Genomic DNA, 16,765 nt, shown 5'->3' with positions numbered 1-16,765 from the left:
CCAGGTGGCGGATTTTACGATTCGGGGAGTCGCCTTAACTGACGAGCAATTGGGAATCGGTTTAACCAAACCGACTTCTTCCGGATTTCGCTGGCTGGTCGAGTGGTTTATTTACCAGTTACTCAAGGCCCATTATCTTGTTAAGAAGGCGCACGGTAAGATTTTTCGCGGGTCACCCAGCGGGCCAAAACAAACAAGTAGTCAGACAAACGGTTCAGGTACTTTGAGTAACCAAGCACTGCCGTCACCCGCCGCTCCGTCCGCCGGCACACCGCCCGGGCCAGGTGCACTGACCCCGTCGGCAGGATAAAATTGTGCAGCGGCGGCAGCTCTTTTTCCATCCGGTCAATCTCTTTTTCCAGCCATTTTTCATTTACTCTGGCTTTTTTGCCGCCGGCCACCTCCGAGGCAAGAGCCATCAGGTCTTGCTGAATTTTTTCCAAAGGCAAATTCAAATTACCAAGGTGGGCGTTCAACTCGTCAATTGTCCCCAACGCCTCCACCACCGGATCGGTTTTGGGCACCCGTTTACCACCGATTAACCCCGTCTCCCCCTTATCTCCCTTTTTAGTATAGATCTTCATTTGGAGCTATAGTATCATATCTTTATGTTAAAAGCCCCCAAGAAAACTACAGTTTGGACATCTAAAATTAATAATCCGAAGGGGGAAATTTATTTTCCGCCGGAACTGATTGAATTTGTCAAAGCAAAGAAGAAGTCTTCTACCTATCGCTACGGCAATAAGTATGATTATTTAAATATTGGGGACACCATCATTATCCGGGAAAACAACAAGCCCGAACCTTCTTACAAGGCAGTTATTACCGGAAAGAAAAAAACCTTTTTTAAAGATTTACCTTTAACCAATCCTGGCCACGAAGCGCCGGAAAACAAAGAACACCAGCGGCAAATTTTAAGCGGCTATTATGCCTATCTGGGTCGTTCTATTGCCGACGACGACCCCTTCATCATCATCGACTTCGAGCTGATTTAGCTAACTACGAGCCAGAGAGAGCGGCCTTTTGGGAAGGGCTAAAATCGATCCGGGGGAGACTAAGCTTCGCTACTTCGGCTCTTTTCCTCAGAGAATACGGGAGAATTACTGCTCTTACCGAAACTTCATTCGGTCCCTTAGAAGCGATAGCGTCTTTTTCCATCGCTTTCGGGCCAACTGTTTGCAGAAATATTTCCGGGCCAAAATCCGGCGGCCTTAGCATTTTGAATAGCCACAGGCGTAACATTTGGAGCAGCCTTCTTCAAAAACAAAGGCTGCGGCCCCGCAGGAGGGACAAAGATCACGCTTGGCGGAAAGATATTTAGGACTAAGGGTTGGGTCTTCGGCTTTGGCTCTTTGCGCTTCCGCGTCCAGTTTCAAATTGGCAATATCAATTTGGCCGCTTAACCCAAAATGCATGCTGATCGCTTTGGCCACCGCATCGGGTAAGCTGCGAACCCGGTTGGGTCCAAAGCCGACGGCACTGCCACCGCCAATGCCATGCAATTGGTTAACTATCTCCCTGGCCCGTTCGCGGGCCGGCAGATGATTACCAAAACGCAAAGTCGTGGATATTAGTCTTCCGATCGCTTCGGCCATAGCCGCTACTTCTGAACCCGCCTTGCCGACGCTGATAAAAACTTCGTAGGGATTGCCTTCGGCATCCTGGTTAACGGTAATGTAAGCCCGGCCTAAAGGCGTTTCGATTTTATAAGTGGCTCCGTCCACTTTCACCGGCCGCGGCATTATTTCCGCGGCCGCCGTCACTGCGTGGCCGTTAGTCTTGGGTTCTTCTTTAGCCTCTTTGGTTTTGGTCCCCAAATTTAACACCTGCATGTCTTTGCAGCCGTCACGGTAGACTGTGATCCCCATGCAGCCCGTCTCGTAGGCCAAAAGGTAGGCATTTTTAATGTCTTCAGCGGTGGCGTCATGAGGAAGATTTATTGTTTTAGACACGGCGTTATCGGTGTATTTTTGAAAAGCCGCCTGCATTTTGACATGCCAGTCATAAGAAATTTCGTGAGCCGTGGCAAAGACCCGGCGGACTTCTTCGGGGATTTCGTTAATATGGGCAATAGTTCCCTGGGTGACAATTTTTTCTTTGACTTCCGGGGTATACCAGGACTGACCGATTGCGGCTTTTTCAAAATAATTATTAAAGTAACTCATTTCCCGGTCCAGAAATTTATCTTTGACGACATGCTTGAAAGCGATGGCAAACAGTGGTTCAATGCCGGTCGAAGTGTGAGCAATCACGCCAATGGAACCGGTCGGGGCAATGGTCGTCACTGTAGCGTTACGCATCGCCGGACCGTCTCGGTAAATACTTTCGGCAAACATGGGAAAAGTCCCGCGCTCTTGTGCTAATTCTTGTGAGGCTTCGTGCGACTTTTCCTTGACAAAGCCCATCACTTTTTCCGCCAGGACAATGGCTTCATCGCTGTTATAGGGAATACCCAACTGGACAAGCATGTCCGCCCAGCCCCCTACTCCCAGGCCAATCCGGCGGATCAAGCGGGACATTTCCCGCACCTGGGGAAGCGGGTAAGGATTTCTTTCAATGACGCTATCCAGAAACCGGACAGCCAGTTTGGTCACTTTTTCCAGTTTTTCCCAATCAACCTCTTTTTGGCCATTATTATCTTTAACAAAGTAGGTTAAGAAGATACTGCCGAGATTGCAGACATCAAACGGATAGAGTGGTTGCTCGCCGCAGGGGTTTGTGGTCTCTACCGGGCCCAAAGACGGCACGGGATTGCCCGACCCCGCGTTTATCCGGTCAATAAAAATCAGGCCCGGGTCACCGGTTTTCCAGGCCCCCTGAGCAATTTCTTCCATCACCTGACGGGCATCCAGTTGAGCAGTCACTTTTTTGGTGTGCGGGTCAATAAGATCATAAGTAGTCCCCTCTTTTACAGCCTGAATAAACTTATCGGTGACGGCCACGGAAATATTGAAGTTTGTTATCCCGCCGTCTTCTTTACAATGAATGAATTTCAAAACATCGGGATGGTCAATGCGTAACACTCCCATGTTGGCACCCCGGCGAGACCCGCCCTGTTTAATTTGTTCAGTAGCGCTGTCGTAAACCTGCAGAAAGGATACCGGCCCGGAAGCCACTCCATGTGAAGAACCAACCCGGGACCCGGCCGGCCGCAATCTCGAAAAAGAAAAACCCGTGCCCCCACCGCTTTGGTGGATAATGGCAGCGTATTTGATCCCGTCAAAAATGCCGATTAATGAGTCGTCAATCGGCAACACGTAACAGCCGCTGTACTGCAAGCCGTTATTTTTGCCGGCATTCATTAAGGTTGGAGAATTGGGCAAGAATTCGTGGGTGGCCAGAAGGTGATAATACTGCCGGGCTACTTCCATAATCCTCTCGTAGCTGTGGCCGAAATTGGCTTCAGCGCAAGCTATGTCCCAGGCAACCCGCCAGCACATCTGATCCGCAGTTTCCAGAATCTCGCCGCTTTCGTTTTTTAGAAGATATCTTTCCCGCAGGACTTTTTCCGCCTGTTCGCTCCAGTGACCCTGAGGCAGATCTTCCGGCATCGGCGGCACAATACTAATATTGGTATTAGTAGAGTTCTGGGTGTTTGGAATTTGGTGCTTGGAATTTGGAACTTCCGCCTTTGGTGGGCGCCCCGGCCGGACAATAGCCGGAATCGGTTCGGTAATTTTGGTTTGCGGATCAACTTGCGCCATAAGAAATTAAAACGCCACTTTTGACAGTGGCAGCATACAAGGTAAACCCGGCCGTTAGTTCAGTCAACTACTAACTTTTGTATCAGAGGAAATCAATTTTATTTTTTGAGGCAGCCGCAAAATTTTTGCGGGAATTTTACTTCGTCATCGATAACTCCAGTACTCGGTTTTTGTCATTTTGGTCGGCGTCGAGAGCTTTTTGCAATTCGGCACTTTTATTATCAGTAACTTTTGGCTGTAAAAGAGTAATCACTTCCTCGTGTTTGGCTCCGGCCACGGCCAGTTTCGACAGCAGATTTGCGTCTTTATTTTTAACCGCCAAGTCCACGGCCCGAGTGTAATCCTGCTGCCCCTGAGTAATTGTGGTCACTCCCAAATCAGTTTTGCCGTTATTAATCAGAATAAATCCGGCTGACAACCGTTTGTCCGCCATAAGAAGCAGATAAAAGGCTTTTTGTTTTGGGTCCAGCAAAATCAACTCGAAAAGATTATCCCGGGCTACTTTGAAAATATAAAGCGGGCTATCCGGCAAAATCCCCGGGTAAGGCAGGTTGTACTCCACTCCGGCCGCCAAAATTGATTTGGAAAAGGACAGACTCAGAAAGAATAGAACCAGAACAAAGAGACTAACTTTTTTCATCTCCCTCTTGAATATCTTCCGACTTTCCGCCTACAATTGCAAGTAGATATGTGGTTAATTGACGCCATTCCAGTTAATGTTTTTATCATTGGAACCTCGGTCTTTGCCGGCATAATTTTATTTCTGATTCTGACTCAAATCCCCGATGAAGACGAAGCCAAAGTTGAAAAAAAGAAAAAATAATTAGCTCCCGACTAATATCGCTTCTTCGACCAATCTGTTTGCATAACCCCATTCGTTATCATACCAGGCAAAAACCTTAACTAAATCCCCGCCGGCAACCTGAGTCAATGACAAATCGACTATAGCCGAGTGCGGATTGCCGACGATATCCGAGGAAACCAGGGGGTCGCTGGATACTTCCAGGACATTTTTGTACCGCGGGCTTTCAGCCGCTGTTTTCAAAACACCGTTTACTTCTTCGACGGTCGTAGTCCGCTTTAAATGAAAAGTAAAATCGGAAAGCGACCCCACGATCACCGGAACTCTTATGGCAACCCCGGTAAACAGACCTTTTAATTCCGGCACGGTTTCGGTGGCGGCAATGGCGGCTCCGGTCGTGGTTGGGATAATGTTTTGGCCGGCTGCCCGCGCCCGGCGGTAATCTTTGTGGCCCCCATCCTGAAGCCTTTGGTCGGAAGTGTAGGCGTGCATGGTGGTCATCATGGCCTTATTAACGCCAAATTTCTCGACCATAATCTGAGCCACCGGGGAAATGCAGTTGGTCGTGCAGGAAGCGTTAGAAATTACTTGATCGGCAGGTAAGTTTGAAGCTCCGGACATTGTTTTGACTCCGGGATCCAAATTGACATCCAGAACAAAAGTTTTAATGGTGCTGTCTTTAGCCGGCGCGGACAAAACTACTTTTTTGGCTCCGGCATCCAGATGGGGTTTAATTTTTTCCGCCGTAGTAAATTGACCGGTGCATTCGAGCACTACATCGATATTAAGATCTTTCCAGGGCAATTTGGCCGGATCCTTTTCCGTTAAAAAAGGAATGTCTCTTCCGTCAACGACCAGTTTTCCCGGCTCGCCGGCAACCAGATGATTATTCAAAATCCCGTACGCCGTGTCATATTTCAGAAGGTAGGCCCAGCCAACCGTATCCGTGGAAGCGCCACCGTTAATCGCGGCAATCTCTATCTGGTCGGAAAATCTTTCCAAAATCACCCGATGAGCCACCCGGCCAATCCGCCCGTAACCGTTAATTGCCAGTCTGATCATAAAGTGCTTCAATGCCGGGTAGTTTTTCCCCGGCTAAAAATTTCAGCATGCTCCCTCCGCCCGTGCTCACCCACTGAAACTTATCTAATAACCCCAACTTATTCACAAATCCAATTGTATCCCCGCCACCGATAATCTTATTCGCCTTTTGATTGCTGGCGACCAATTCGGCGATTCTCCTAGTGCCAACTTGAAAGGTGTAGTCCTCCACTACTCCCATCGGCCCGTTCCAGACAATGGTCGCTGCGTCGGCAATCGCCTCTTTATTAGCGTCGATTGATTCCAGTGTGACATCTTTCCCGCCGTCAGTCAATTCAAGGTAGTGGATCTTTGTTCCGGATCCTTTGTCCTTTATCTCCCCCAACAATTTCCCTCCCACAACTATCTCATCAGCCGCTTGCACCATTTTTGTAATGACCGGCAGTTTTGTTTCCAACTTCGCTCCGCCGATAATTACCAGCATTGGTCTCTCCGGGTTATCCATTACCCTGCTTAATTTTTCTACCTCTTCCGCTAACCTAAATCCAGCGTAATGCGGGAGCAGCTTCGGTACTCCGACGATAGACGCGTGTTCTCTCTCGCAAGCGGCAAAAGCTTCATTAATATAAATATCCGCCATTGCGGCCAATTCGCGCGCGAAACTTTCATCATTGGCCTCTTCTCTCGGGTCGAACCTTAAGTTTTCTAAAACCCTTACCTGCTTACCCACTTTCCCGCTTATCCATTCTTGTACGGGTTTAGTTGACAACTCCGGCCTCACTTTCCCTTCCGGCCTGCCTATATGTCCGCAAAGAATTATTTCCGAAGCCTCGTTTTTAATAAGGTATTCCAGCATCGGTTTCATCGCTTGCAGTCGTGTGTCGTCAGTGATTATTGGAATTTGGGATTTGGAGCTTGGAATTTGAAGCGGAACGTCAATATCTCCCCTTACCAGCACCCGCTTCTCCTTCACTTCTTCCTGATCAATTGTTAACAGTTTCATCATCAATTTAGTGTAGCATTTGCCAAGAAAGCTGCCTATGACCGAAAAACGCTTATTTGTGATTACTAATGAATGTCCGGAAGGGCCCCATTATTTTCGCCGGGTGGTGACTGCTTCCCGGCGCTTACCCCCCGAAAACGATTTAATAGCCGTCTGCCCGGACCACGGCAAAAAATCCGCTTTTGTCTACTTTCGCCGGGTTTCAATCAACGAAATTCCCTCCCCTAATCCAGCCCCTAAATCTTAGCTCGATTATTTCGACGATTAGCCAAATTGACTTTCCGGAAAAATGGGGGAAAATAGCCAGATGCCGGAAAGGAAAAACAAGCGGCTGCCGGACAAAACAACTTGTCAGGACCCGACAATGGCAGGCCAGAGAGTTTCAGTGGCCATTTTTACAGAAGGCGGCTATCAGTTTTCCCGGGGCTTCGTCAAAACCGGCCAGAGGTTTTGCGTTTGTACCCGCTCGGGCCATTGTCCTTTCGAACAACGAGCAGTAACTACTTCACCAAATCCTTCGGCGTCTGACCGGACAAAGCCGTAAGAATATTTTCCGCAGCAATTCGGCTCATTTCGTTTCTCGCGGCTATCGTCGCTGAGGCGATGTGCGGCGTTAAGACGACATTATCTAGTTTATAGAGAATACTTTCTGACTCCGTGACAGTTTTGGTTTCATCTTCAAACACATCCAACCCCGCCCCGGCGATCCAATTTTCCTGTAGGGCTTTTGCCAGAGCCATTTCGTCCACCACTGCTCCCCGGGCAGTATTAATTAAATAGGCCGTTTTTTTCATACTGGACAGCTCTTTTTGCCCGATGCAATGCTTCGTTTCCGGAGTCAGAGGCACATGCAAAGAAACCGCGTCGCATAAAGGCAGCATTTCCAGCAAATTAAGGTAATGTGTCGCCCCCAGCTCTTTTTCCAGGTCAGGATTGGGAGTGTGACAATGGTATAAAATTTTCATTCCGAACCCCGCCGCGGCAATTTTGGCAACACATGATCCGATTCGACCCAACCCGACTATGCCCAAAGTTTTCCCGTACAGTTCGTCTCCTAAAAATAAATTCGGGTCCCAGCGCTCGTACTCGTTATTGCGCAAAAACCGGTCCGCCGGAATAAGTTTCCGGGCCACCGCCAAAAGCAAAAGCATTGTATGTTCCGCCACTGATCTTTCAAAACCCCCCGGAGTGTTGGTAACAAAGATATTTCTCTGCGTGGCCGCTTCCAGATCAATATTGTCGTAGCCGACCGCATAATTGGCAATAATTTTTAGCTGCTCCCCTACCGCATCCATCACTGCCCCGTCAATTTTATCGGTAAGTAAAGTCAGGAGCGCGTCCGCCCCGGTCATGTCTGACCCGACAGCCACTTCGTATCCGGCCTTCTTTAGCATTTCTTCCGCCGGTCCGGGAATATGGTGAGTAATTACAACTTTCATCTAATTAATAGTGTCATTTACCGGCTTCTTTTTCAACTCGTTTCTTTGTATGATCCGGATAACATGGACGAATTTTACGAATCCTTTAATTTCCGCCGCCGGTCGGGCCAAACACCCCACGAAAGACATAAACTTCGGGCCGAACGGCTCTATCTGGCAATCCAATCCAGAATCAGTTTCAGCGAATGCTTCACCCTGGCACTTATAGCCGACCTGTCCAGTAGTAATCTTCTTGTTCCATTAGAAAAAAGAAGTGACTGTCAACCGCAGATATATCACGAAATCAATCTGAACTAGAACCGGAGAAAACCTTGATCTTCTCTTCGATGACCCTTTCTACTTCAGCAATTGGTTTTTCGGTCAGTTTGTACCAGGCAGCTTCATGGCGGTTATCACCAAGGGTTACTTCCAAACTTTCCCGCCAGGCCAGGCGCAGTTCGGTATTAATGTTCACCTTAACGATGCCGTACTTTATCGCTTCCCTGATATCTTCGGCTGGTATCCCCGATCCGCCGTGCAGCGAAAACCAGGTATCAGGTAAAATCTCCCGCAGTTTTTTTAAATGCTCTAAATTAATCCGCTCGCTGCCGTCGGTATAGACCCCGTGCTTATTCCCGACAAAAACGGCCAAAATATCTATTCTCGTTTCTTTTACAAAGGCTCTGGCCATTTCGGGGTCGGTGAGAATCTGCTCTGAGTCCGTAGAAGTCTCTTCATGCAGTTCACTACTCCCGGGAAAATGATCAAACTCTCCCTCGACTAAAATTCCTTTTTCGTGGGCGGCTTTGACTACCGGAATCGCGTTATGCAAATTCTTCTCAAACGACAACTTTGAGCCGTCATAATGAACCAGGTCAAAACCGAAATTTAAAGCTTCTTCTATCTTGTCGGTATCTTCCGCATGATCGAGATTGAGAAAAAGCGGTATCCCAAACTCGCGTCTCGTATTATCGATTAAAGCTGCTAAATTCCGGATACCAATATAATCCACTTCTCCCGGCGACACTTCCGCCAAAACTGGCGCCCGCATTTTTTTCGCCGCTGCTGCTAGGGCTTTTAAAGTCTCTAGGCTATCCAAATTAAAAGCGCCAATAGCAAACTTTTCCCTATTTGCTTTGTCTAGGAAAGCTTTTAACTGATTTTCCATTTTCTTTTTCAACTCCAATTTTCATTTTGAAATTTAAAATTTGAAATTAAATTCAAATTGAAAAATTCAAATTTCAAATTGAGATAGCATTTTTATCCAGGAGACCTTCTATGGCTCCAACCCTCTTAATAACAGAACCTGAATTTCGCAGTCCCCAATCGAGGGCCTCTTCCAGATTTTTACCGTAATACAGCGCGGCCAGAAAGCCGCTGCTAAAGGCATCTCCGGCTCCGGTGGCTTCAACTGCTTTACCGCCGACAGAAGGTTTTTGCCAATACTTTTGGCCATCAAAAATTCCGGCCCCGTTGGGTCCGTCAGTCACGGCAATTATTTTTGGTCCTAGTTCCCGCATCTTTTCTTCTGTCACTTCCCCGATTAAAGTTTCCAGCTCTTCCTTATTAAGGATTAAAACTTCGGTCACTGCTAAAATCGATTGGAGATATTCCCGGCCCTTCTTTAAATCCTGCATATTGGGGTTAAAGGCAATTTTGGGGCAGAGACCGCCCGATTGGCCGCGGGCAGTCAGGAAAGTTTCTATCGCCGCAAAGGTTTCGTCGGAACTTTTTCCGGCAGACGAGGTCAGATACAGCCACTTAGTTTCAGGGATTTTAGCGATTTTTTGAGTTGTTGGAGCGTGATAGCTTAAAATTGTCCGGTCGCCGCCGACCACGATCACCGTCGATAGATTGGACTGGCGCGCCGGATCAATTACAGAATAGTCTAAAACGACATTATTTTTCATTAGTTCCCGTTTAATCCAGACTCCCCGGTCGTCATCGCCAAAGATGGTTACCAAGGCAGCGTTTATTCCCAGCCGGGACAGTCCCACGGAAACATTGGCCGCGTTGCCGCCCAGCGACCAGGCAATGTCGGAAACCGGAATTTTGGCCCCGTATTCCAGCTCCAGTTTGCCGTTGGTTACGGTCAGGCTTTCAGGAAAAATGAAAAAATCGCGGGTCGCGTCCCCCACGCAAACAAACTCGGGCAGCATATATTCATATTACACTACTCTCCGGAGAATTTTGTAGCGGCGGACTTAGTCGTAATTTCCACCGCATGAGAAGTTCCAATGCGGTCCGCTCCGGCATCGATAAAGGATTTTGCCTGGGTAAAAGTTTCAATGCCACCGGCCACTTTTATCTTTAGCTTCTTACCAATGGCTTCGCGAACTAGTTTGATATCTTCGACGGTAGCTCCCCGCGGCCCCAGCCCCGAACAGGTTTTGAAAAAATCCGCGCCAGAATCGGCCATGATTTCTGCCGTCTGCTTAATCTCATCGGGGGTTAAATAACCGGTTTCCGGAATAAATTTAATGATTATCTTAGGATTAATCCTTCTGGCTGCTTCCACCACCGCTTTCATTTCCACCAAACTCTCGGTATATTTTCCCGACTTGATGTACCCAACATTTAAGGAAACATCCAGCTCGTCAGCCCCCAGCGAGGCGTAGCTTTCCGCGCAGCCACTTTTTACGGATAGAGTTTCCTGACCCAACGGGAAGGAGATTACCGTTCCGACCTTTACTCCAAAACTTTTCGCGTACTGAATATAGAACGGATTTACAAAAGCGGAATTAAAGCCGTATTCTTTTACCTTGTCGCAGATGTTTTTAATATCCGCCTCAGTAGAGTTGGGATGATGATTAGCTAAGTCGAGATATTTAGCAATATCCACAATTTGAAATTTCAAATTAAAAATTACGTGCCGGCTTCCAGCGCTTTAATCTTAATCAACGCCTCTTCGGGAGTGGTCACGATGTGGTAAACCTGAAGTTCTTCCGGCCGCAGATGCATGCCCTTGCCGAAAGCTTCAATAATTTGGTGCCAGAAATTGCCAAACAAAATCAGAGGCCGGTGGTGGCCGAAATGAATCCGGGCTAAGCCCCAAGCCATGCCAAACTCCGAAATCGTTCCTGTCCCGCCATTAAATATGAGATAGACATCCGCCATGTTCATAATTCGCAGCGTCCGTTCAACATAGGTGTCGGCAATAATTTCTTCATCAAATTTATTTTCCGGGTCCCGGCCTTCAAAGTTTGGCTCCTTGCTTTCCGGATAATAAGTAATGCCAATGGCTTTTCCCCCGCCGGCATGGGCCCCTTCGGTAGCCGCCCGCATGATCCCCGGTCCCCCGCCGTCGATAATGGTATAACCCGCCTGCGCCAGAAGTTTAGCCGTTTCGAAAGCTTCTTTATACTCGTCACTTTCCGGTTTACACTCGGCAAACCCCAAAAAGGCGATATTATTAATCTTCATTGAATTTAGAATAACCCAAAGTCCGTGGTACAATCAAGCCGTGCAGAAAATCAGGAAACTTTTTGTCCGTTTCCATTTTCCTCCGAAAGACTTTCGTTCCTTTATTCCTTATCTTTTGGCTTTGGTTTCTGTCGGGGCAATTGCCCTACTTATTACTCTGGTGGCAACCCTCAAAGACCTTCCCGGACCTACAGCCCTAACCGACCGGCCGGTCCCCCAGACTACCAAGATTTTAGATCGTAACGGCAAACTGCTTTACAACATTTATGTCTCTGAGAACCGAACAGTCATTCCCTCCTCAGATATTCCCCAGGTAGTTAAGGAAGCTACAATTTCTATTGAAGACAAGGATTTTTACAAACACGGTGGGATTAATTTTGCCGGCGGAATTTTACGGGCCATTAAAGACATGTTGACCGGCAGTCAACTGGAGGGCGGCTCAACAATCACCCAACAACTGGTTAAAATGAGTTTATTAACCCCTGAACGCACGATAACGCGCAAAATTAGAGAGGTGGCTTTGGCCTTCTGGACAGAAAAAATTTACACCAAAGACCAAATTTTAACGATGTACCTTAACCGGGTACCATATGGCGGCACGGCTTACGGCATTGAGGAGGCCGCCGAAATTTATTTTAACAAACACGCCAAAGATCTGGATCTGGCCCAAGCTGCACTTTTGGCCGGATTACCTCAGGCTCCCACTTATTATTCCCCCTTTGGAACCGATCCAAGTCGCAGTGTTGTCCGCCAACACCAGGTTTTGCAGCGCATGGCTGAAGATGGTTATATTTCCAACGCCCAGCTCCAAACTGCGGAAAATGAAAATCTCCACATGGCCTCTGTTTCTGCCGGGATTAAAGCCCCGCATTTTGTCGCCTATGTTAAAGAGCTGCTGGTGCAAAAATACGGCGAAACCCTGGTCGAAAACGGCGGACTAAAAGTGACGACCAGTCTGGACTTAGATCTTCAAGACGCCGTTCAGGCTTCTTTATCCGCGGATGTGGCTAAACAAGCCAGTTTAAATGTCGGCAACGGGGCAGCTCTGGTCACTAGACCGAGCACTGGGGAAATTTTGGCTATGATCGGCTCCAAAGATTATTTCGCCTCCGATTCCGGCAAGGTTAATGTTACTTTGGCTAATCGGTCCCCGGGCTCTTCTATTAAACCCTTAAATTACGCTCTGGGTTTTTTGAAAGGCACTACCACCCCAGCCACCGCCTGGATCGACGCTCCGTTTTGTTTTCCGCCGTTTAACGGCAAAAGTTATTGTCCGGGAAATTATGACGGCAAATTCCACGGTGTGGTCCAAACCCGGTTTGCTTTGGGCAATTCCTTTAATATCCCGGCCGTAAAAGAACTGGCTTTAAATACTGTTCCGGACTTTATCGCCACCGCCTCCGCCATGGGAATCACCACTTTTAATGATGACCCCAGCCGCTATGGTTACTCCCTGACTCTTGGTGGCGGCGAAGTAAAAATGGTCGACATGGCCGTGGCTTACGGCGTGTTTGCTAACGCCGGACGGCGACAGGATTTAACTCCAATTTTAAAGGTTGAAGACGCTACCGGCCGAGTTTTGGAAGACAACACTCATTTTACTACCGAGACCACCCAACCTTCTTGGGACGGTTCCGCTCCCTGGGTGCCGCATGGCCACTGGGTTTTACCTTCGGAAGTAACTTATCTTATTTCTCATATCCTCTTAGATGACAGTGCCCGGGCCACCACTTTCGGTGCCGGCAGCATCTTAAATATTCCCGGGGAAACCGTTTCCGTTAAAACGGGTACGACCGAAGACAAACGGGATAATTGGACCATTGGTTATACTCCAAGTTACTTAGTTGCGGTCTGGGTCGGCAATAATGACAATTCGCCGATGTCACCCTATCTCGAATCCGGCGACACTGGCGCCGCTCCCATCTGGCATGATATTTTCGGCTATGTTCTAAAGGGCAAACCCGCCGAATGGCCGGTTAAACCCGACGGCATTGTCTTTGCCCAGGTCTGCAGTTTGTCCGGTTTGCTACCCGATCACGATTGTCCCCAGCGCGGCGAATATTTTATTAAGGCTTTTGTGCCCACCCAAAAGGATTCCGTCTGGGGCCAAAAACAGAAAGTTCTGGTTTACAAAGATAGCCACAAAGTCCCGGGACCAAATGACAAACCTACCCCGGATCAACTGACAGAAGAAGATCACCTGGTTATTTCCGACCCCTTCCAGAAAAACTACTGCGCCGACTGCGCTATGTAATCTAATTCTTGCCAGAACCGCTAGCTTCTGTTAATGTGGCTTTATAGCAATGATTACCGAAACGCAAGGGCTGTCTCGTGTCGCCCCACCCTCTCTCCACCCAATCCAGCAAGATAGTTGCACTGACATTTTGGGCCAAATTACTATCACCCGGCCGGGTTTTAACTTGACCGCTTTACTTTTTGAAATTGATCAGAATAAAGAAACTACCCTGGTGGTAGCTAAAACAAATCAGGGTCCGCTGAATAACTATCAGGTAGTTCGGTGTCCGCAGCCTTTCGTTAAGAACGAAATTATTCATATTTCTTTTGATCCTTATCCCGGTCAGCCTAACACCCGCTGTTCCGTTTGTTTGCTTCCGCGGGACTGGAAAGAAAACCCTAAACCGTTACCCTTACACTTTGGCCGTGGAAATAATTTTGAATTAACCTATCGGGACCCCGAAAGTCTGGAAGCCGAGAAGGGCCGGGAAAAACTTTACCAGTATCAGGAAGCATTTTTACTCATGGCTTACTGTGTCCCCAGTCCCCAGATTCTCGACGCTATCCGTCTCCCCACCACTTAACAAACTTCTTACTTTTTCCCTATTGCCAAACGGAAAAAGTTTGTTAATAATCAGGCTAGCTTTGGGAAGCAAACTTCGGGATCCGTTTTTGTTAAGTGTGGAATGTCTTCCCATTATTATGCTAAAAACTGGCTTCTAGAATTATTAAAAATAACCGGGCAAACTTTAAGTGCCATCGGAACTCCTGTTTTGTTCGCCATTAAAATTCTCGTTTGGACCATCTATTGGCTCGGCAACGAAACTATCAAACTATGCCAGAAAATCGTTTTCCTGTTTGAAGGTTTAATTAAAACCCTCTTCTGGTTTTTGTCTCCGATCGTCACTTTAGCCAAAAATTTCCGGTTTCCCGAACTACCTGAACCTCCACAAAAATCGCTGCCAAAAATTTACTGGCCGGAATTTTCCTGGCCCAAATTGCCCCTGCCCCGCTTCAAAAAACCTCGGATAAAAACCAAAATCCGCCGGCTGACAAACTGGTTCTATATTAATTTTCGCTTCCGCTCCGTGAGGTTACCGCAAAAAATGGCTTACCTGGGAATTGGAGCGGTCCTGGCCGTTTTTTTTATTTTCATTCCCGTCTGGGCCAAGTTTGAACTGGACCAGTTGCCTAACCCAGAGTTGTTATCAGCCCGGGACATTCCTGTCTCGACAAAAATTTATGACCGAAACGGCGTCCTACTTTACCAAATTTATTCCGGGGAAAACCGCAACATGATTGCCCTCTCCGACTTGCCAAAATATGTCCCGGAGGCTGCCATTGCGATTGAAGACAAAAATTTTTACCACCACTGGGGCTTTGACCTGGCGGGCATTACCCGGGCGGCGTTTGCCAATTCCCAGGGAGAAATTGTCCAGGGCGGTTCCACCATTACCCAACAGCTGATCCGCTCCGCTTTGCTTTCCCCGGAAAAGACTTGGTCGCGAAAAATTAAAGAATTAATTTTGTCTTTCTGGGCAGAGCGGCTTTATTCCAAAGACCAGATTTTAACCATGTACCTTAACCAGATTCCTTATGGCGGCGCGGCTTACGGCATTGATGCCGCCGCCCAAACCTATTTCGGCAAACACGCCAAAGATTTAACGCTGGGCGAGGCGGCACTTTTGGCCGGACTGACTTCCGCCCCGACGACCTATTCGCCTTTTGGCACCAGACCGGAACTCTCCCGCGAACGCCAAAGACAAGTCCTTGAAGACATGGCTTCCCAGGGCTACATTAACGGCGACCAGCTGGTGGCCGCTTTAGCCCAACCGCTTAACTTTACGCCCCCGGAAACTGCCATTAAGGCCCCCCATTTTGTCATGTATGTCCGCGATTATCTGACCAAAAAATATGGGGCACGGACAGTCGAACAAGGTGGACTGGAAGTTACTACCAGCTTGGATTATGGTATTTACGAACAGGTGACCAAGATGATTTCTGACGGCGTCGTCGCCCAAAAAAGTTTAAATGTCGGTAACGGAGCAGCTCTGGTCACTAACCCGGCGACCGGAGAAATTCTGGCCATGGTCGGCTCGGTCAATTTTTTTGACAGCGCTCATGACGGCAATGTTAATGTCACTCTGGCCGCCCGTTCCCCTGGTTCCTCGATTAAACCCCTAAACTATGCCCTAGCCTTTGAAAAAGGCTTTATTACCCCGTCAACCATTCTCGACGATTCGCCGGTAGTCTATCGCAGTGCCGGCGGTCCGGATTACGCCCCACAAAATTACGACAACCGGTTCCATGGTCGGGTTTCGGTGCGCACCGCCCTGGCGAGCTCCTACAATATCCCGGCGGTCAGAGTTCTGGAAAAAAACGGCGTGGGCAATTTTATTGATTTCGCCCAGAAGATGGGAATTACCACCTGGACCGACCGCAGCCGGTTTGGTCTGTCATTAACTCTGGGTGGAGGCGAAGTGACAATGATGGATTTGGCTACCGCCTACAGCGCTTTTGCCACCGGCGGGAAAAGAGTGGATTTAAACCCCATCGAAAAAATTACGGACTATCGGGGAAAAGTTTTGGAAGATCATCTTGGCTTTAATAGCGTTCCTCAAAGCACTCAGGTTATTTCGCCACAAACCGCCTTTCTCATTAGCGACATTCTTGCCGATAATTCCGCCCGGACACCCACTTTTGGTCCCAACAGCAACCTGGTTATCCCCGGCCGGACGGTCAGCGTTAAAACGGGTACAACGGAAGACAAACGGGATAACTGGACGATTGGCTACACTCCCAGTATACTGGCTGCTGTTTGGGTAGGTAACAACGATAATTCACCCATGGGAGCGGCTCTCGAATCCGGCAACAGCGGAGCGGCGGCTGTCTGGAATCCGATCATGAAATATTTGCTCGCCGGCAAACCTGATGAAGGCGTGGCCCGCCCGGATAATATTATTCCGATCCAGGTCTGCAGCCTGAATGGCTTGTTGCCTTGCGAGAATTGTCCGACCAAGACTGAATACTTTATCAAGGGCACTGAACCTAAAACCGCGTGCAACTTTACCAAAGAAGAGGTCGACAAAATCCTGCACCCTCCGGAAAATAATAAGCAGCCGTAAACTATAACCGATAT

15 protein-coding genes are annotated in these 16,765 nt (G+C 48.2%); 5 read left to right on the top strand and 10 right to left on the bottom strand.

Features of this window, described 5'->3' with window-relative positions:
* Positions 1-140 precede the first annotated feature (140 nt).
* Positions 141-584 carry a cob(I)yrinic acid a,c-diamide adenosyltransferase gene (locus tag M1403_03020; GenBank protein ID MCL4397975.1) on the bottom strand — a complete coding sequence of 148 codons (444 nt, stop codon included), beginning with the start codon at positions 582-584 and terminating at the stop codon, positions 141-143.
* A gap of 24 nt (positions 585-608) precedes the next feature.
* On the opposite strand from M1403_03020, the gene M1403_03015 reads away from it, so the two are divergent.
* A complete protein-coding gene (locus tag M1403_03015; protein MCL4397974.1) occupies positions 609-995 on the top strand; it encodes a hypothetical protein in 387 nt (128 codons plus the stop codon).
* Positions 996-1,211: 216 nt separating this feature from the next.
* Here the strand turns inward: M1403_03015 and M1403_03010 are convergent, their stop codons facing one another.
* The 4 genes from M1403_03010 to pgk all read right to left on the bottom strand — a co-directional run bounded on the left by M1403_03010 (position 1,212) and on the right by pgk (position 6,553).
* A complete protein-coding gene (locus tag M1403_03010) occupies positions 1,212-3,704 on the bottom strand; it encodes a vitamin B12-dependent ribonucleotide reductase (protein ID MCL4397973.1) in 2,493 nt (830 codons plus the stop codon).
* Between the two features lie 136 nt (positions 3,705-3,840).
* Positions 3,841-4,344, bottom strand: coding sequence for a DUF5667 domain-containing protein (locus M1403_03005; GenBank protein MCL4397972.1), 504 nt, complete (start codon positions 4,342-4,344; stop codon positions 3,841-3,843).
* A 183-nt stretch (positions 4,345-4,527) separates the two neighbouring features.
* Entirely contained in the window at positions 4,528-5,568 is a 1,041-nt protein-coding gene (gene gap, locus M1403_03000; GenBank protein MCL4397971.1) for a type I glyceraldehyde-3-phosphate dehydrogenase, read from the bottom strand.
* Positions 5,549-6,553, bottom strand: coding sequence for a phosphoglycerate kinase (pgk, locus tag M1403_02995; GenBank protein ID MCL4397970.1), 1,005 nt, complete (start codon positions 6,551-6,553; stop codon positions 5,549-5,551). The genes gap and pgk overlap by 20 nt, the downstream gene beginning before the upstream one ends.
* 34 nt (positions 6,554-6,587) lie before the next feature.
* On the opposite strand from pgk, the gene M1403_02990 reads away from it, so the two are divergent.
* Positions 6,588-6,797, top strand: a complete 210-nt coding sequence (locus M1403_02990) for a hypothetical protein (GenBank protein ID MCL4397969.1) — start codon at positions 6,588-6,590, stop codon at positions 6,795-6,797.
* 253 nt (positions 6,798-7,050) lie between these two features.
* Here the strand turns inward: M1403_02990 and M1403_02985 are convergent, their stop codons facing one another.
* The 5 genes from M1403_02985 to M1403_02965 all read right to left on the bottom strand — a co-directional run bounded on the left by M1403_02985 (position 7,051) and on the right by M1403_02965 (position 11,391).
* Positions 7,051-7,989 carry a D-glycerate dehydrogenase gene (locus M1403_02985; protein ID MCL4397968.1) on the bottom strand — a complete coding sequence of 313 codons (939 nt, stop codon included), beginning with the start codon at positions 7,987-7,989 and terminating at the stop codon, positions 7,051-7,053.
* A 283-nt stretch (positions 7,990-8,272) separates the two neighbouring features.
* Complete coding sequence (locus M1403_02980; GenBank protein ID MCL4397967.1) at positions 8,273-9,136, bottom strand: class II fructose-bisphosphate aldolase; 864 nt, start codon at positions 9,134-9,136, stop codon at positions 8,273-8,275.
* Positions 9,137-9,209: 73 nt separating this feature from the next.
* Positions 9,210-10,127: a carbohydrate kinase family protein gene (locus M1403_02975; protein MCL4397966.1), complete on the bottom strand. Its 918-nt coding sequence runs from the start codon at positions 10,125-10,127 to the stop codon at positions 9,210-9,212.
* 14 nt (positions 10,128-10,141) lie between these two features.
* Complete coding sequence (deoC, locus tag M1403_02970; GenBank protein MCL4397965.1) at positions 10,142-10,810, bottom strand: deoxyribose-phosphate aldolase; 669 nt, start codon at positions 10,808-10,810, stop codon at positions 10,142-10,144.
* A 23-nt stretch (positions 10,811-10,833) separates the two neighbouring features.
* Positions 10,834-11,391 carry an LOG family protein gene (locus M1403_02965; GenBank protein MCL4397964.1) on the bottom strand — a complete coding sequence of 186 codons (558 nt, stop codon included), beginning with the start codon at positions 11,389-11,391 and terminating at the stop codon, positions 10,834-10,836.
* 40 nt (positions 11,392-11,431) lie between these two features.
* Here M1403_02965 and M1403_02960 point away from each other — a divergent pair, with 40 nt between their 5' ends.
* The 3 genes from M1403_02960 to M1403_02950 all read left to right on the top strand — a co-directional run bounded on the left by M1403_02960 (position 11,432) and on the right by M1403_02950 (position 16,751).
* Positions 11,432-13,645: a transglycosylase domain-containing protein gene (locus M1403_02960; protein MCL4397963.1), complete on the top strand. Its 2,214-nt coding sequence runs from the start codon at positions 11,432-11,434 to the stop codon at positions 13,643-13,645.
* 49 nt (positions 13,646-13,694) lie between these two features.
* On the top strand, positions 13,695-14,210 hold the full coding sequence (locus M1403_02955; protein MCL4397962.1) for a hypothetical protein: 516 nt from the start codon (positions 13,695-13,697) through the stop codon (positions 14,208-14,210).
* Between the two features lie 102 nt (positions 14,211-14,312).
* The gene (locus M1403_02950) at positions 14,313-16,751 is read left to right on the top strand and encodes a PBP1A family penicillin-binding protein (protein ID MCL4397961.1); all 2,439 of its coding nucleotides are present in this window, start codon (positions 14,313-14,315) and stop codon (positions 16,749-16,751) included.
* Positions 16,752-16,765 lie beyond the last annotated feature (14 nt).

This window comes from Patescibacteria group bacterium, assembly GCA_023380635.1.
Lineage (GTDB): Bacteria > Patescibacteriota > Microgenomatia > JAMCZE01 > JAMCZE01 > JAMCRP01.
Note: the sequence above shows the minus strand (reverse complement) of the source record. Positions and strands in the feature narration are given on the sequence as shown.